The sequence below is a fragment of the Paenibacillus nanensis genome, assembly GCF_003583765.1.
Lineage (GTDB): Bacteria > Bacillota > Bacilli > Paenibacillales > Paenibacillaceae > Pristimantibacillus > Pristimantibacillus nanensis.
On the sequence record NZ_QXQA01000006.1, the window covers coordinates 1 to 14,048 of the forward strand.

Genomic DNA, 14,048 nt, shown 5'->3' on the forward strand with positions numbered 1-14,048 from the left:
CCTTACTGTGCGTTGCTTGAATTCTTCGTTAAAGCGTTGCCGTTGTTCACCCAATGTGAACACCTCCTCGATAAGCTTATTATCTAGCTTCTCTTAATTGGGTGTCCACTTTTTATTCTAGTTGCACTCGCCGCCTTAACCGCCCGGCATCATCCGTTTCGGAGCAATTTGGTCGGTCTAACCGCCTTAATTGCCCGGCGCCATCCGTTTCGGCGCATTTAGATCGGTTTCGCCGCCTTAACCGCCCGGCGCCATCCGTTTCGGCGCATTTAGAACGGTTTCGCCGCCTTAACCGCCCGGCGCCATCCGTTTCGGCGCATTTAGATCGGTTTCGCCGCCTTAACCGCCCGGCGCCATCCGTTTCGGCGCATTTAAGTCGGTCTACCCGCCTTAACTGCCCGGCATCATCCGCTCGGCGCCATCCGTTTCAGCGCATTTTGGTCGGTTTCGCCGCCTTAACCGCCCGGCGCCATCCGTTTCGGCGCATTTAGAACGGTTTCGCCGCCTTAACCGCCGACGCCATCCGTTTCGGCGCATTTAGATCGGTTTCGCCGCCTTAACCGCCCGGCGCGATCCGTTTCGGCGCATTTAGATCGGTTTCGCCGCCTTAACCGACCGGCGCCATCCGTTTCAGCGCATTTTGGTCGGTCTCGCCGTCTTAACCGCCCGGCGCCATCCGTTTCAGCGCATTTTGGTCGGTCTACCCGCCTTAACTGCCCGGCATCATCCGCTCGGCGCATTTTGGTCAGCGGCGGTCTCAGTGCGGCCATTGAACCGCACTGTTCCAACTCCGCTGCTCCCCGCTTCTAGTCCTCATCGGCCTCAGCCTTCAGCTTTTTCCTGAGCCTTGCGGGTCTCGTCAAAGCGTAGCCAAGCGCGGCAACGAGCATAAGCGCAGGCGGCTGATAAATGCCGGCCGCGAGCAGCGGCAAAGCCGCGGGCAGCCATAGAAGCAGCAAGCCAGACCATAAAGCTGAGCGGTCTACTCGCATCAGCTGCTCATGCTGCTGCGCATCCGGCAGCGGGTATACATGCTTCCATACCGAGTGCCGGTGCACGCTTCTTAGCCCGCTTAACTGCACGCCGTAGATCACGGCGGATAACCCGTAGGCAAGCGCCGCCCCCCAGCCCGACCAGCTCGCATAGTCCGCCGCCATATAGCAGATTAGACCGCCAAGCAGCACAATACGCACCAGGATGCCGCCAATCTCCGACCGAAATAACGCGGCGCTGTACAAATAAACGAATGTATGGCGGTTGGCGAACGAGATCCGCGGCAGCATCCATGCCAAATAAGGTCTGCGCGTTACACCCGGCGACATCACCGGGACATCGATAAATAGGCCAAAAAATACGTAGTAGTGCCGCCGCACTGCCGCCTCCTCCGTGATCAGCCTGTCCCAATTGATCCGGAATTTCATCGGAAGCTTTAGGCAGATAAACACGAGCAGCCCGCACAGCAGCGTAAATCCCGCTGCCTGCCACCACAACGCAGTCAACCACGCCGCAAGCGCAGCCCCCGTTAACGCCCAGCGGAGCAGGCGGCATAAAAGCCTTGCGCCATCCGCAGCCATTCGCCTTTCCTGCCAAGCGCCCGCCGTATTGGCAGCTTTCAAAGCAATCGCTCCAATAGCGAGAAGCCAAGGAGACACTTCCGAGTCGCCCTGACGATAAATGGGCAAATAAATGAGGAAGACAACCGCCGCAAGCAAAAACGCCTTCATGAAGGAGCTTCGCATCGAGCGGTTTAAATAAGATCCCATATCGGATTCCCTAGGCATCAAATAAACGACGTCGGCAGGGGCCAAATAGGTGCGCATCGGGCTCCATGCCAGCACGGGTGTTAGAGCCGCAATTCCCACCCATACGATTGGAAAGTTCGGCGGCATATTGCGAATAAGCTGAAAATAGCTAATGGCCGACGCAATAAACAATAGCGACAAGAAGGTTGGAAATCCGCTTTGCCCCATATAGCGCAAATAGGGTATCGTCTCCTTCCGAAACGCCTTGGCTCGCTCCCGCCATAGAGCATCCAGACGATTACCCGCTTCCATCAGTGCTCTCCTCCGGTAACCAGCTGATAGAAGGCATCCTCCAAAGAACCGCTTCCCGCCTCAAGCCCCGCAGCCGCCCTAATGGCGTCCAAATCGCCTTGCGCGGCGATGCGGCCCTGGTGCATAACAATAAATCGATCGCAATAAGCCTCCACGGTGGACAAAATATGAGAGCTCATTAAAATCGCCGCGCCTCCGCGTTTCACTTCAACAAGCTGCTCCAGCAGGGATCGGATGCCGAGCGGATCAAGTCCAAGAAACGGCTCGTCTATAATGTATAAAGACGGAGAGGCAAGAAGCGCGCTCATTATCATAACCTTCTGCTTCATCCCCTTGGAGAGATGCGAGGCAAACGCCTTGCGCTTCGGAACCATCTGATATTGCTCCAACAGCCTAGCCGCTCCGCTTTCGTAATCCTTCTCGGGAACCTGATAGGCCATGGCGCTTAGCCGCAGATGCTCCTCCACCGTAAGCTCGTCGAACAGCACCGGCGTTTCCGGCACATAAGCAAACGCTGAACGGTATTGCTGCGGCGATTCGTTCAGCGTGACGCCGGCTACCTTAATTTCGCCCTGATGCGGATGCATCAGCCCCAAAATGTGCTTTATCGTTGTGCTTTTTCCGGCGCCGTTCAACCCGATTAAACCAACCATTTCACCCGCTTTCAGATGAAAGTTCAGCTCATGCAGCACAGGCCTTTTCGGGCTGTATCCCCCCGTCAGCTGATCCACCTGCAAAATCGTTTCCATCCTCTTTCACCTTCTGCCTGCCAAAATTCTCCTACCTGTTAACAGCATACCGAATCCGAGCGCCAATATCAAAAATAAAAGCACCCTCTCGGGCGCGTCGAGCGCTAAGAGGGTGCTGGCATATCATAAAAAGCAATTACTTGATTTCGATTGTTTTCACAACATTGTTGACGCCGGACAGTTGTACGAGCTGGCCGGACTTCAGCTTGGATACGTCGCCGACAATCGCTACACTAGGATCTACATTATAAATAAGTACAGTTGTTTGCGAGTTCACTTCTTTTGTGATGGAAACTGTAGCAAGCTTCGCCTGAGCATTGAATGTCAAGGTATTGACGACACCCAGCTCCGAGAAGGAAACGTTAACCGGAGCTTTCTCCGTTACTTCGATAAATACAACCTTGTTCTGGTATGTGCGGAGGAACAGCTTATCGCCGGCTTGCAGCGCGCTAACCGCTACCTTCTGATTGTCGCGGAAAATAAATACCGTTGGATCGACCGTAAGCGTAAGCTCCGTGTTGTCCGGCTTCACCAGCGTCAATTGACCGTTTACAGGAGCGGCCTTCAGAGTGCCCGTAATCGCCTGAGCGTCATGATCCGGCATTTCGCTATCCGTGCGGTCAAGCAATGCAGCAAGCTCGGCGCGCGTTACCGGTTGGTTCGGACGGAACGTTTTGTTGCCATGCTTGTCCTCATAACCTGTAATAATACCCTTTTGCAGCGCAAGAGCTACGTAACCGACGGAGCCTGCTGGGATTTGGTCCGCATCTTTGAAGTCAAGTTTCGTATTGTTCAGCTTCTTGGCTTCGTCTTCCAGCTTAAGCGCTTTAACAAGCAGAACCGTCGACCAAAGTCTAGTTGCGTTCTGCTCCGGCTTAATTTCCGTCTCCGTCTCTGCGAAGAGGTCGTTCTCCAGCGCAACCGCTACATAACCGACCGCCCAAGGATATTTTTTCTCAAGCTTGTTCGCATCCTTGAATTGAAGCTCCGTGCTCATCTCTTCCGCGGATTCCGCTTGCTCGCGAAGACCCATCAGACGCACTGCTGCCGTAATCGTTTCGATACGGGAAATCTTCTGCTGCGGTTTGAACGTTCCATCTTCATAGCCGGTGAATACGCCTTTGGAAGCCAGACGCATGATGTACTCCAACGCCCAATCCAGGTCTTCCTCGTCTTCGAATTTCCAAGTTATTTTGATTTCTTTGTCTTTATCATCATCGTCGTCATGGTCTCTATCTCTGTCACGGTCATCGTCGTGCCAGCCGTTGCCTTTCTTACCATTATCATAATTGCCTCTGCCGCCGTCTGCGAAAGCAGATGCCGCTCCAGTCGTGAGCATCAGCAAAGCCATGGCGGAAATCGCCGTTCTTTTCCAAACTGTCGTTTTCATAAAAAAGCCACTCTCCTTCTAATACGATTACGGAATGTTCCGTTTTTTACCTTCGACCATAACTTTCGTCGGTCTAGGCTCGTTTAGAGGGGGTGGCCCAAAATTTTTTTTATTTTTTATCCGTATTCGACGTTTGTCGCTTCTCCTTCAGCCATTTCGGAGCGCCTTTATCCTTCGTTTCGCGCTTTTTGGCGGACTTTGGCTTGGGCTTGTCAGACTTTACGGAAGCTTTATCCGCTGCCGGTTTTCGAACCGGCTTCACGTTCGCGCTGGTACCATCACCGTTTTCGCGCTTTCGTTCGGGGGGCGCAGCCGATACCGCAGCCTTCTTCACTCCGCCTTTCGCGGTTTCCGGGCTGCGCTGCTCAGGTGCGGCGGACTGCTGACGGCTGCCCCGTTTCGCCTGCTCCTTCGCTATCCGATCAAGCTTTGGACGTGTCGCCTCACTCAGCTCCTCCATCGACAGCAATTCGCCGCGGTACATCGCGCGTTCGCTTAGCTCAATGCCGAGCTGCTTGCGGAACTTCTCCATAATGAACACTTCTTGCGGTGTTACAATGGTAATGACGACACCGCTCCGCCCCATCCGCCCCGTCCTCCCCGCGCGGTGGACGTAATGATCGGCATCGACGGCTGGATCAAGCTGCAGCACAAGCGGCAAGCCTTCAATATCAAGGCCTCGCGCAGCGACATCTGTCGCCAGAAGAAGCTGGCAGCGTCCGTCGCGGAATCGGTCGAGCGTCGCCGCCCGCCGCTGCTTGTCGGAATCGCCGTACAGCATTTCAACGGTAAAGCCTTCATACGAAAGCTTCGATTCCCAATTGGCGATTTCATTCGTATCGTTTATGAACAGCAGAGCGGATTTCGGATTCAGCAATCGGATCAGCCTTCTTGCCGTATCCGTTTTATCCCGTTTATCGCTAATGATGTAGTAATTCTCCACGGTTTGGGAGACGCGATGCTCAGGCGTCAGTTGAATACGCATCGGCGATTTCATCCAGCGTCCTTCGAACCTTGCCATTTGCTCCGGGTATGTAGCGGAGAAAAACGCCATTTGCCTCTCCTTCCCCGTCGCAAACAGCAGCGACTCCACTTCTTTCGTAGAGCCAAGCTGGAATACTTGGTCCGCTTCATCGATGACGACCTGACGGACATCTTGGAGCTTTAGCTTACGCAGCTTAAGCAGTTCATGAATGCGTCCAGGCGTACCGATCACGAGCTGGGGACGCAGCTTCAGCTTCTCGACCTGCCGCTTCAGCGCCGCCCCGCCGATTAGCTGCTGCACCTTAATGCCGAGCGGCTCCGAATAGGCTTGCGCAACTCGAACGATTTGCATCGCAAGCTCCTGCGTCGGCGATAAAATAACCGCTTGAATTGCGCCGGACTTTGCATCGATCCGCTGCAGCAGCGGAAGCAGAAAAGCGAGCGTCTTGCCCGTTCCCGTCTGCGAACGCGCGGATACGTCATGTCCCTCCAGCAGAGGCGGTATCGTCTCGGCCTGTACCGGCGTCGGCTGCTGAATGCCGTTATTGTTCAGCGTCTCGACCAATCGACTGTCTATGCCGAGCTCGCTCCATGTTTTGCCACTCATGTTATTCCCTCTCTTATCGCTTACCCTATTTTCGGTTAAACAGCCCGCCGAACAGCCGGTCGGCTATTCGCGGGAACAACCCGTACAGCTTGATGCCGATCGAAGCCGCGGCAGGCAAATCCAGCTCGGCTTTTCGCCGTTCCATAACCCTTACAATAGCTTTCGCCACATATTGCGGCTTCATCATAAACCAGCTGACGTTTTTGACATAGGCACCCGTCGGATCCGCAATCGCAAAAAATTCCGTATCGATCGGTCCTGGATTAATGGAAGAGACATAAATGCCTTTCGGCTTGAGCTCCATTCGGAGCGCATTTGTAAAGCCGAGAACGGCATGCTTCGTAGCCGTATAGCTGGTCGATTTGGCGGAGCCGATCTTGCCTGCCATCGAGGCGATATTAACAATATGGCCTTCGCCGCGCTTCTCCATGTGCGGCAGCACCGCCTTTACGCAGCGTACAATTCCCATGTAGTTCGTGTCCATCATCGCTTCGAAGGTTTCAACCGGCATCTTCGAAATCGTCTCGAATTGGCCATAACCCGCGTTATTAAGCAAAATATCAATCTTCCCGTATTTCGCAAGAACCGCGCCAACCGTCCGTTCAACCTGCGCCATGTCGGTAACATCCATCACATAGTAGGAGCATTCTCCCTTTATGGAAGCGGCTTGGCGCTTCAGTCTCTCCTCATTGCGGCCGGTCAGAACCGGAATGGCTCCGCGCTCCGCCAGCAGCGACGCCGTAATCGCGCCGATTCCGCTGGAAGCGCCTGAGATCAGCACAATCTTCCCTCTTAGCATTCCAACATCACCCAATCACAAGTTTACTTCATCCACGGCCCAATACGCAAAAAAAGCTCCATAAAGGAGCTTTTCCGCCTTAGGATGCGATTAACACTTGAATGTCCAATTCGCCGATTCCTTCCATAATAAGCGGAATCGTCAATGCTTGCTTTGCGTTAAAGCCAGCCGCATGCGCCGATTGAATCAGCTTAGGCGGTGTAATATCAACGCGAACGCCTTGGTTATACAAGATCGTGCTGGCATTGCCGCTAATCATGTTGCCTAGCTCGGAAATTGCGCTGCGGCCCATTTCGTCAAATTCAGAAATTGCATAGCCGCCCATCATAGCCGAAACCATTTTGAGTGCAACCTGTTCACTCAGTCCGAATACAATATCACCGTTCATTTGTCCGTTGAGGCCGATTTGAATCCAAATGTAATTCTCAACAAACTTAATGTCCTTGATTCCAAGTTGTCCTGTCGCCGGTCTAATTTGAGCGACTTGCTCAATTACGATTTTTGCTGACTCAAGAAACGGATTAATATATTCTGCCTTCATAAAGAGGATGCGCTCCTTTTTTTCTCGACAAAATTCGCAATTTGTCTATTTGCAAACATTATACTTGAAATAGTAGGACAAGTATACTAGTAATATCGCATATGGTTCTTAAGACCCAACAGAAAATGTATCCAATTATTTAATTATACAGCCTGATTTTGTTGATTTTTGCGGCGGTAACTCATCCGCATCAGCCTCAGCCTCTCATACAGCTGTTCAACGGGACGATCGGACTGCGCCGCGGCGTCCTCCCCGTAAACGAGATGAAGCACGGGCTTCAAATACTTGTCGCCGATGGACGACAGCGCCTTCCATATTTCCTCGCGCTCCCCTTCTGGCACCGCGCTTAGCTCGCGTTCGAGCAGCGGATCGATATCATAGCCGTCCTGCTCCAACTGCTCGATCCGAAGCAAAACTTCCCTGCGCGGCAAGGAAAGCTCCTTCTGCAGCTGATCCAGGCCGCCTGATTGCTGCAAAATCGTAAGCATCCTTTTTTTCTCTTGCTGGCGGTCCATCATGCTTTTATATTTATTTTCTTTCTGTTTATAAAGCCACGCTGTGTATTGTTCGGACTCCAGCTTTTCTTGCACCCAATCCAGCGGGAAAGCCGTCGTCCGTTCCACGCCGGCAGTGATTGCTAGAATCGCTTCGCCGTAAGCCTCCTGCTTCGTCTTCCCCCAGCCCGGAATTTGCTTCAATTCCTCTGCAGTTTGCGGAACAAAAGCGCTGATCATCCACAGCATACGATTCGTCGCGATCAGATAAGCCGACTTTTTCTCTGCGGAGGCCGTCTTCCGGCGCCATTCCCGAAGCTGCTGGAACAGCTCCTCATTCGCGTGAAGCTCGCCGTAGCATTGAAGCATCGTCAAATAGCTGCCGGCGGATCGTTCGCTTTCCAGCAAGCCGTCCACAATCGGCGAATAGCCTTGGCCCATCATCCGTGCGACGCCGTGACGGAAAGCCGTCATCATCTCTTCCCAGGACGTGCCCTCGAACCAACGCTCCGGCTCCGGCTTGTCCGCCTCAGCTGCCGTTTCTTCCAGCCAATATACGCCCCATACTCCCTGCTCTTCGCTGATGGTTAACTGGGCGCCGATGACCGCTCCTCCTTCCACAGCCTTCTCAAACGTGTTCAAAAATACGATGTGCATGCATTCACTCACCTTTCTGCGAAATGTTTTTTTTCAAATGCCCGAACGTCGCTGCACGCAAAAAAAGCACCCCTTCTGCCGCAGCAGAAGAGGTGCTTCCTCACACGTTCATTCATTCGATTACTTCCATGCTATCATATCGCGAAGCAGGATTCAACAATTTATTGTATAATGATTTCCAACAACGATAATGCGGAGGTTAAACCATGCAGCTCCCTAATTACGATTTTATGTCCGATTCGACGGAAGACACCTCAACAAGATTTACGACCTTTATTACGCCAAGCTTAAAGCGCTTTGATCTGGCGGTAACCGCTACGAATCGATTCTACGGCAAAAAGCTGGTGACGGACCTCCAATCCGGAAGGACGGCCATCATCGGGCCCGACGATCTGAAGGAAGAAGGGTATTTGGAGCATACTTTCAAGCTGACGGAGGAAGAGGCTTCCGAGCTTGCGCAATTTCTTTATTTCGTTGTCGGCACCGTGAATTTTACGGATTAATCCAGGCAAACCTAAGGCGGTAGCTTACTATGATTTTGGGAGGAGCTTGCCCGTGAACCGGTTTATGCCAGAAGATCGCGATCGTTATCAGGATGTCTCCACGACAGAGTCTCATCGTAATGACCTAGCTCTCGAGGAATTCCCGGAAGGACCGTACGGCTCTACTTTGCTCAGCGAGTCGCTCGGCAAAAGCTCGCCGTGGCGAATCGATCAGCGTTCCTCCGAGCGATTCGGCTATGAGAACCGAACCCTGCACAAAGGGATGGATCGCGATTATCCCGGCGAGGACGACTACGGAGCCGCCATTCCTGAAGTGCATGATGAGCCTTAGAACAATCGTAAACCTTTAATTGTTGCACCCTAAAAACGCCCATGCTCAACCGGACGCTAAGTTGCCGGCCGGGCATGGGCGTTTGTAATTCCGTCGCTGTCCGGTAAGGAGTTATGCCGGATTAAGCTCCATCTCGTCCTCCTCGCCGCGGTTAAACGATTCGCGGTCGAATTCGCCCTCCGAGCTTGCGACAAGCAGCGCGGTAACCGTAGTCCCTGTCGCATTAACCGCCGTTCTCCCCATATCGATAATCGCTTCAACCGCGACAACGAGCGCGATGCCCTCAAGCGGCAAACCAAGCGCGGTCAGCACCACCGTTGTGGAGATCGATGCGGGACCAGGCACCCCGGCGACGCCGATCGAGGAGATCATGCTGATCAGTACAATTAATACATAATCGGTTAAGGTAAGCGTCAGGCCGTATACCTCCGACACAAAAACGGACACGACGGCCGGCCACACGCCGCCGCAGCCGTTAAAGTTCATCGATGCCCCGAGCGGCGCGACAAAGCTGGCTATTTGAGGCGATACGCGAAGTCTCTTCGTAATGACTTCAAGGTTAATCGGCAAGGTCGCGAAGGAGCTGCGCGTTGTAAACGCGACGGCAACCGTCGGATAAGCTTTTCTGAAAAATACAAATGGGTTTACTTTGGCGACTAACGAGACAAGCCCTCCAAACACAAATACAAAATGGAGAATGAGAGCTATGTAGGACACCGCAATCAGCATAGCGAGCGGCTCGATCGTCTCCCATCCGTATTTGGCCGCCATAACCGCGATTAACGCGTATACGCCATACGGCGTAAAGCGAAGCACATATTTAACGACCTGATGCATAATCTCTGTCGCGGAGCCGATAAACGCTTTAAACGGCCCGACCGCCTCCGGCTTTCTGCTGCCGACCTTCACAATCGCGAACGCGATGAACAGCGCGAAAATCAGAATAGGGACCACTTTGCCCTGCGCCGCGTCATTAATCGGGTTGGACGGCATTTGATCGAGAATGACTTGAAAAAAGCTGGGAATCTCGCGCACTTCGTATCCTTCCGGCTGCGCCGCTTGAAACCCCGCCCCCGGGTTCATGAGGACGGCGACCAATAACCCGATGATCGCCGCAATGCCTGTCGTCCCCAGAAACCATCCGATCGTCTTGACGATAAGTTTCCGCAAGTAATTCATATTCGTAATGGAAATGATACTGTTAATGACGAGAACGAATACAAGCGGAATCACGATCATGCGGATGAAATTGATATAAATCGAGCCGATCGTCCCGACGCCTTCCGTCTCGAGCCCAAATTGATTGAAGATCAATCCGGCGCCAAGGCCTAGGCCAAGCGCCAGCAGCACGCGGGTTCCGAACCCGACCCGCTTCCTCGCAAGAAAATAAAGCAAGCCAAGCAGCACCGCGGTTATGAGCAGCGATACCCAATTCGACTCGAAAGCTGCTAGTAAATTATTGTCCATAGCCTTGTACACTCCTTCTGAAGGTGGACAGCGTAATTCACCTGTCTCTGCATTAGATTATTCCCCGAAGGATTGCCAATCATTTATCTCTAGCGCCTTATGCTCCGAAAGAACAACAAAGAGACGCCGCTAAAAGGCGCCTCTCTTACATGCCAAACCATATGAGCTTATGTTCAGACAGCTTAACCAGGAATGAGAAAACTTCCGTCTCGCACGTCAGCCGGTCGATCTCATATTCGTCAAGCAGCTCGCTTACGACTTGCCCAACCGTTACGGGCTCCTGAATTAGCTCCCATATTCGGCTGCCGGTCCTCCCGAGTTCATAATATTTCTGAAAGACCGGATGAAACAACGAAACGCCGCACGCCGTATCTGGACTAATGCTGACGATCACATCTTTGCTCTGTATAACAAGAAGATGCGACGAGAGCGTAACGAACGGATTATACGAGCCCGCAATAAGCTCATACGAGCCTTCCATAGGCCATCACCGTTTCCCTCTCTTTATGCTCTTCAACCGAGAAGCCTCGCTGCTCAACAATCGCATTCATTCCATCCTTCAAAATAAGCTGCTGCAGGCGATCCTCATCCGCTCCCGCAAACGGCGATACAATCATTCGTACCCCGCCCATCATTCGAAGCACCCCGGTATCCGGAACGCATAATGTTGCAATAGACGGGCTCCAAGACGAATAGAATTTACCCGGATCCATGCCGTTCTTCAAAAAGGGATCCATTACGATCACAATATCCGCATAATTGTTGAAAGGGACGGCCTGCAGCCTTGCCGGCAGCGGCACCTCGCTATAAATCGATAACCCGAGAACGGAAAACCATTTCATCGTTGAAGGCATCCTTCTACCCACCTTATTGAATTTGCATCAAATGTTCTTAATTAAGAACGATAATATGATTCTAGCACTCCTGCAAAAGAACTGTCAACGCAAGTCATCCATCGGGACCATTCGATCACGAAATTCGTTTTTGGGAACGATTAACGATCGGGCTTCCGATATTCTGTTGTTGACAACCAAATTAGGAGATGATAACCTAAAGGCAGTTCTTAATAAAGAACAAAAATCCCGATCAGATTCGCTAAGTCGATCCCTGTAAATAGACCTGCCTTCCATTGCTTCACAAGGATAGGACGGCAGGCATCACGAATTAGAATGTTCTATAATACGAACAATTTGTCTCATATATTGTAACGTATCCAGCTGCGCAAGCAACACTTCGGGAGGATATCATGAGCGCTATCTGCAGTATTTATAATCTTCATCAACAATCATTACCGCCTGAGCTCGGCGCCGGGTTAATGGAGCGTCTTTCGCATTATCCGGCAGACCATATCGGCGTCTGGCAGCGGGATGAAGTGTTCTTGGGCTGTCACGGCCAGTGGATTACGCCTGAATCCCGGGCAGAACGGCTTCCGAGTTATCATTCCGAGTGGAACGCCGCCATTACGGCAGACGCGATCATCGACAACCGCGAGGAGCTGTTCGATAAGCTTCAAGTTCCGGCGACTGCGAGAGCGGACATGACGGACAGTCTGCTTCTGCTGCTTGCCTACAGGAAATGGGGCGAGCAAATGCCCGAGCACTTGGTCGGCGATTTTGCCTTCTTGATTTGGGATGAAAGCAGCCGTACCTTGTTCGGCGCAAGAGATTTCTCCGGAACCCGCACTCTCTATTACACCCAAAAGGCCGGACTGGTCGCGTTCAGCACCGCGATTCGCCCGCTGCTTACGCTTCCGGGTGTGAGCCGCGAGCTGAGCGAAAGCTGGATCTCGGAATATTTGGCGATACCCATTACGACAGAAGCGGTCGACTTGTTCTCTACCGTCTATAAAAACGTGGGGCAGGTGCCGCCCGCTCACCGCTTTACGCTTCGGGACGGCAAGCTGTCGTTCCACAGATACGTCACCCTCACGCCGAATGAATCATTGAAGCTTCGGTCTAACGGCGAATATGTAGAAGCGTTCCGCGACGTGTTCCAGAAAGCCGTCGCCTCCAAGCTCCGCACTTACCGGGAGGTTGGCGCGAAGCTGAGCGGCGGACTCGATTCCGGCTCTGTCGTCAGCTTTGCCGCGAGAGCTCTAAAGGAACAAGGGAAGCGGCTGCATACTTTCAGCTACGTGCCGGTCAGCGATTTTCAAGACTGGACGCCGAGAAGCCGTGTAGCGAACGAACAGTCGGACATCAAGGAAACCGTCAACTATGTCGGGAATATCCATGACCAATACTTGGATTTTCCGGATCTGAATCCGCTGTCGGTCGTCGACGATTGGCTCGAAATGATGGAAACGCCTTATAAATTTTATGAAAACTCCTATTGGATGAAAGGCATCTATCAGCAAGCTCATGAGGCGGGAGCCGGGGTCATATTAACCGGCAGCCGCGGCAACTGGACCGTATCGTGGGGCCCGGCGATCGATTATCAGGCCGAGCTCATGCGCAATTTCCGCTGGCTTAAGCTCTATCATGAGCTTCGGATGTATTGCAGAAATTTGAATGTGAACCGGTCAAAGCTGTACCGCGTTCTGATGAAGAAGGCGTATCCCGGCCTCAACCGGATGCTGTCCCGCCAGTCTGCTCCTGCGGATTCGAAGCTGTCCGAGCTTATCAGTCCGGCATTTGCTGAACGGACGAATGTCTATGAGAGGCTGGTACAAAGCGGGTACGATTTCTGGGGCGACTCTTCTCAGAATGTGTTCGATGTCCGAAAAAAACAGTTCGAGCATCTCTACTATTGGACGGTTACGGGAACGGTTGGCTGCAAGCAATCGCTGCGTTATTCGTTATGGGACCGCGACGCTACCAACGATTTGCGGGTCATTCGATTCTGTCTCTCCGTTCCGCAGGAGCAATTCGTGCAGGACGGCTATGGACGTTCATTAATTCGCCGTTCCACTAACGGTTATTTGCCGGATCGCATTCGGCTGAATCAGAAGGTCAGGGGCATTCAAGGCGCAGACGGCGTTCATCGAATGATGCCGGCATGGCAGCAGCTCATCGGCGAATTCGAGCAGCTCGCCGCAGATACGGAGATGAGCGAATATTTGAATATGCCGGAGCTCACCAAAGCGCTTGGCAAAATAAAGGCCGCCGCCGATCCAAAGCTGATCTTCGATACCGAGTTCCGAACGTTGATGCGCGGTCTTATTTTCCGCCGCTTTGTCCGGAAATTCGCTTAAGCGTAAGGCGCCAGACTGCATGAAAGGAGGTGATTTCATGAAAAAAGCATGGCAGCAACCTCAACTGGAAGTACTGAACGTTAATCGTACAATGGCGGGTCCTGGTATCAAAAATCCAGATGCCGTACAACCAGATCCAGACGCAAACGAGCATGACGTCGTCAACTACAGCTAATCCCGCGCGGCTTTTTTACTTACCATTGAGATCGCTAGGTTAGATGCCCTTATATGAACCGCATATAAGGGCATCCGCCTCCCGAGCTACAAACGCACATCGAG

The 14,048-nt window shown here is 52.6% G+C and carries 14 protein-coding genes; 4 read left to right on the forward strand and 10 right to left on the reverse strand.

What is annotated here, in order from left to right:
- Positions 1-806: 806 nt before the first annotated feature.
- The 7 genes from D3P08_RS11285 to D3P08_RS11315 all read right to left on the reverse strand — a co-directional run bounded on the left by D3P08_RS11285 (position 807) and on the right by D3P08_RS11315 (position 8,275).
- Complete coding sequence (locus D3P08_RS11285; RefSeq protein WP_119599812.1) at positions 807-2,054, reverse strand: ABC transporter permease; 1,248 nt, start codon at positions 2,052-2,054, stop codon at positions 807-809.
- Positions 2,054-2,803 carry an ABC transporter ATP-binding protein gene (locus D3P08_RS11290; protein ID WP_119599813.1) on the reverse strand — a complete coding sequence of 250 codons (750 nt, stop codon included), beginning with the start codon at positions 2,801-2,803 and terminating at the stop codon, positions 2,054-2,056. Before D3P08_RS11290 ends, D3P08_RS11285 begins: the two co-directional genes overlap by 1 nt.
- Positions 2,804-2,939: 136 nt before the next feature.
- Positions 2,940-4,193, reverse strand: a complete 1,254-nt coding sequence (locus D3P08_RS11295; protein WP_119599814.1) for an S-layer homology domain-containing protein — start codon at positions 4,191-4,193, stop codon at positions 2,940-2,942.
- 109 nt (positions 4,194-4,302) lie between these two features.
- Entirely contained in the window at positions 4,303-5,784 is a 1,482-nt protein-coding gene (locus tag D3P08_RS11300; protein WP_119599815.1) for a DEAD/DEAH box helicase, read from the reverse strand.
- A 25-nt stretch (positions 5,785-5,809) separates the two neighbouring features.
- Entirely contained in the window at positions 5,810-6,583 is a 774-nt protein-coding gene (locus tag D3P08_RS11305) for an SDR family NAD(P)-dependent oxidoreductase (protein ID WP_119599816.1), read from the reverse strand.
- 79 nt (positions 6,584-6,662) lie between these two features.
- Entirely contained in the window at positions 6,663-7,124 is a 462-nt protein-coding gene (locus tag D3P08_RS11310) for a chemotaxis protein CheX (protein WP_119599817.1), read from the reverse strand.
- A gap of 143 nt (positions 7,125-7,267) precedes the next feature.
- Positions 7,268-8,275 carry an HRDC domain-containing protein gene (locus D3P08_RS11315; RefSeq protein WP_119599818.1) on the reverse strand — a complete coding sequence of 336 codons (1,008 nt, stop codon included), beginning with the start codon at positions 8,273-8,275 and terminating at the stop codon, positions 7,268-7,270.
- A gap of 206 nt (positions 8,276-8,481) precedes the next feature.
- Here D3P08_RS11315 and D3P08_RS11320 point away from each other — a divergent pair, with 206 nt between their 5' ends.
- Entirely contained in the window at positions 8,482-8,778 is a 297-nt protein-coding gene (locus D3P08_RS11320) for a DUF3055 domain-containing protein (protein WP_119599819.1), read from the forward strand.
- A 52-nt stretch (positions 8,779-8,830) separates the two neighbouring features.
- Positions 8,831-9,109, forward strand: coding sequence for a hypothetical protein (locus D3P08_RS11325; RefSeq protein WP_420819030.1), 279 nt, complete (start codon positions 8,831-8,833; stop codon positions 9,107-9,109).
- A 111-nt stretch (positions 9,110-9,220) separates the two neighbouring features.
- On the opposite strand, the gene D3P08_RS11330 is transcribed toward D3P08_RS11325, so the two are convergent.
- From D3P08_RS11330 to D3P08_RS11340, 3 genes are all read right to left on the reverse strand, one after another.
- Positions 9,221-10,576, reverse strand: a complete 1,356-nt coding sequence (locus tag D3P08_RS11330) for a dicarboxylate/amino acid:cation symporter (RefSeq protein WP_119599820.1) — start codon at positions 10,574-10,576, stop codon at positions 9,221-9,223.
- A gap of 145 nt (positions 10,577-10,721) precedes the next feature.
- Complete coding sequence (locus D3P08_RS11335; RefSeq protein ID WP_119599821.1) at positions 10,722-11,057, reverse strand: PqqD family peptide modification chaperone; 336 nt, start codon at positions 11,055-11,057, stop codon at positions 10,722-10,724.
- The gene (locus tag D3P08_RS11340; RefSeq protein ID WP_147381799.1) at positions 11,041-11,418 is read right to left on the reverse strand and encodes a hypothetical protein; all 378 of its coding nucleotides are present in this window, start codon (positions 11,416-11,418) and stop codon (positions 11,041-11,043) included. The genes D3P08_RS11335 and D3P08_RS11340 overlap by 17 nt, the downstream gene beginning before the upstream one ends.
- A 404-nt stretch (positions 11,419-11,822) precedes the next feature.
- Between D3P08_RS11340 and D3P08_RS11345 the strand changes: the two genes are divergently transcribed.
- Both D3P08_RS11345 and D3P08_RS11350 read left to right on the forward strand, forming a co-directional pair.
- Complete coding sequence (locus tag D3P08_RS11345) at positions 11,823-13,769, forward strand: asparagine synthase-related protein (protein WP_119599823.1); 1,947 nt, start codon at positions 11,823-11,825, stop codon at positions 13,767-13,769.
- 37 nt (positions 13,770-13,806) lie between these two features.
- Positions 13,807-13,944 carry a paeninodin family lasso peptide gene (locus D3P08_RS11350; protein WP_119599824.1) on the forward strand — a complete coding sequence of 46 codons (138 nt, stop codon included), beginning with the start codon at positions 13,807-13,809 and terminating at the stop codon, positions 13,942-13,944.
- The last annotated feature ends 104 nt before the right edge of the window (positions 13,945-14,048 follow it).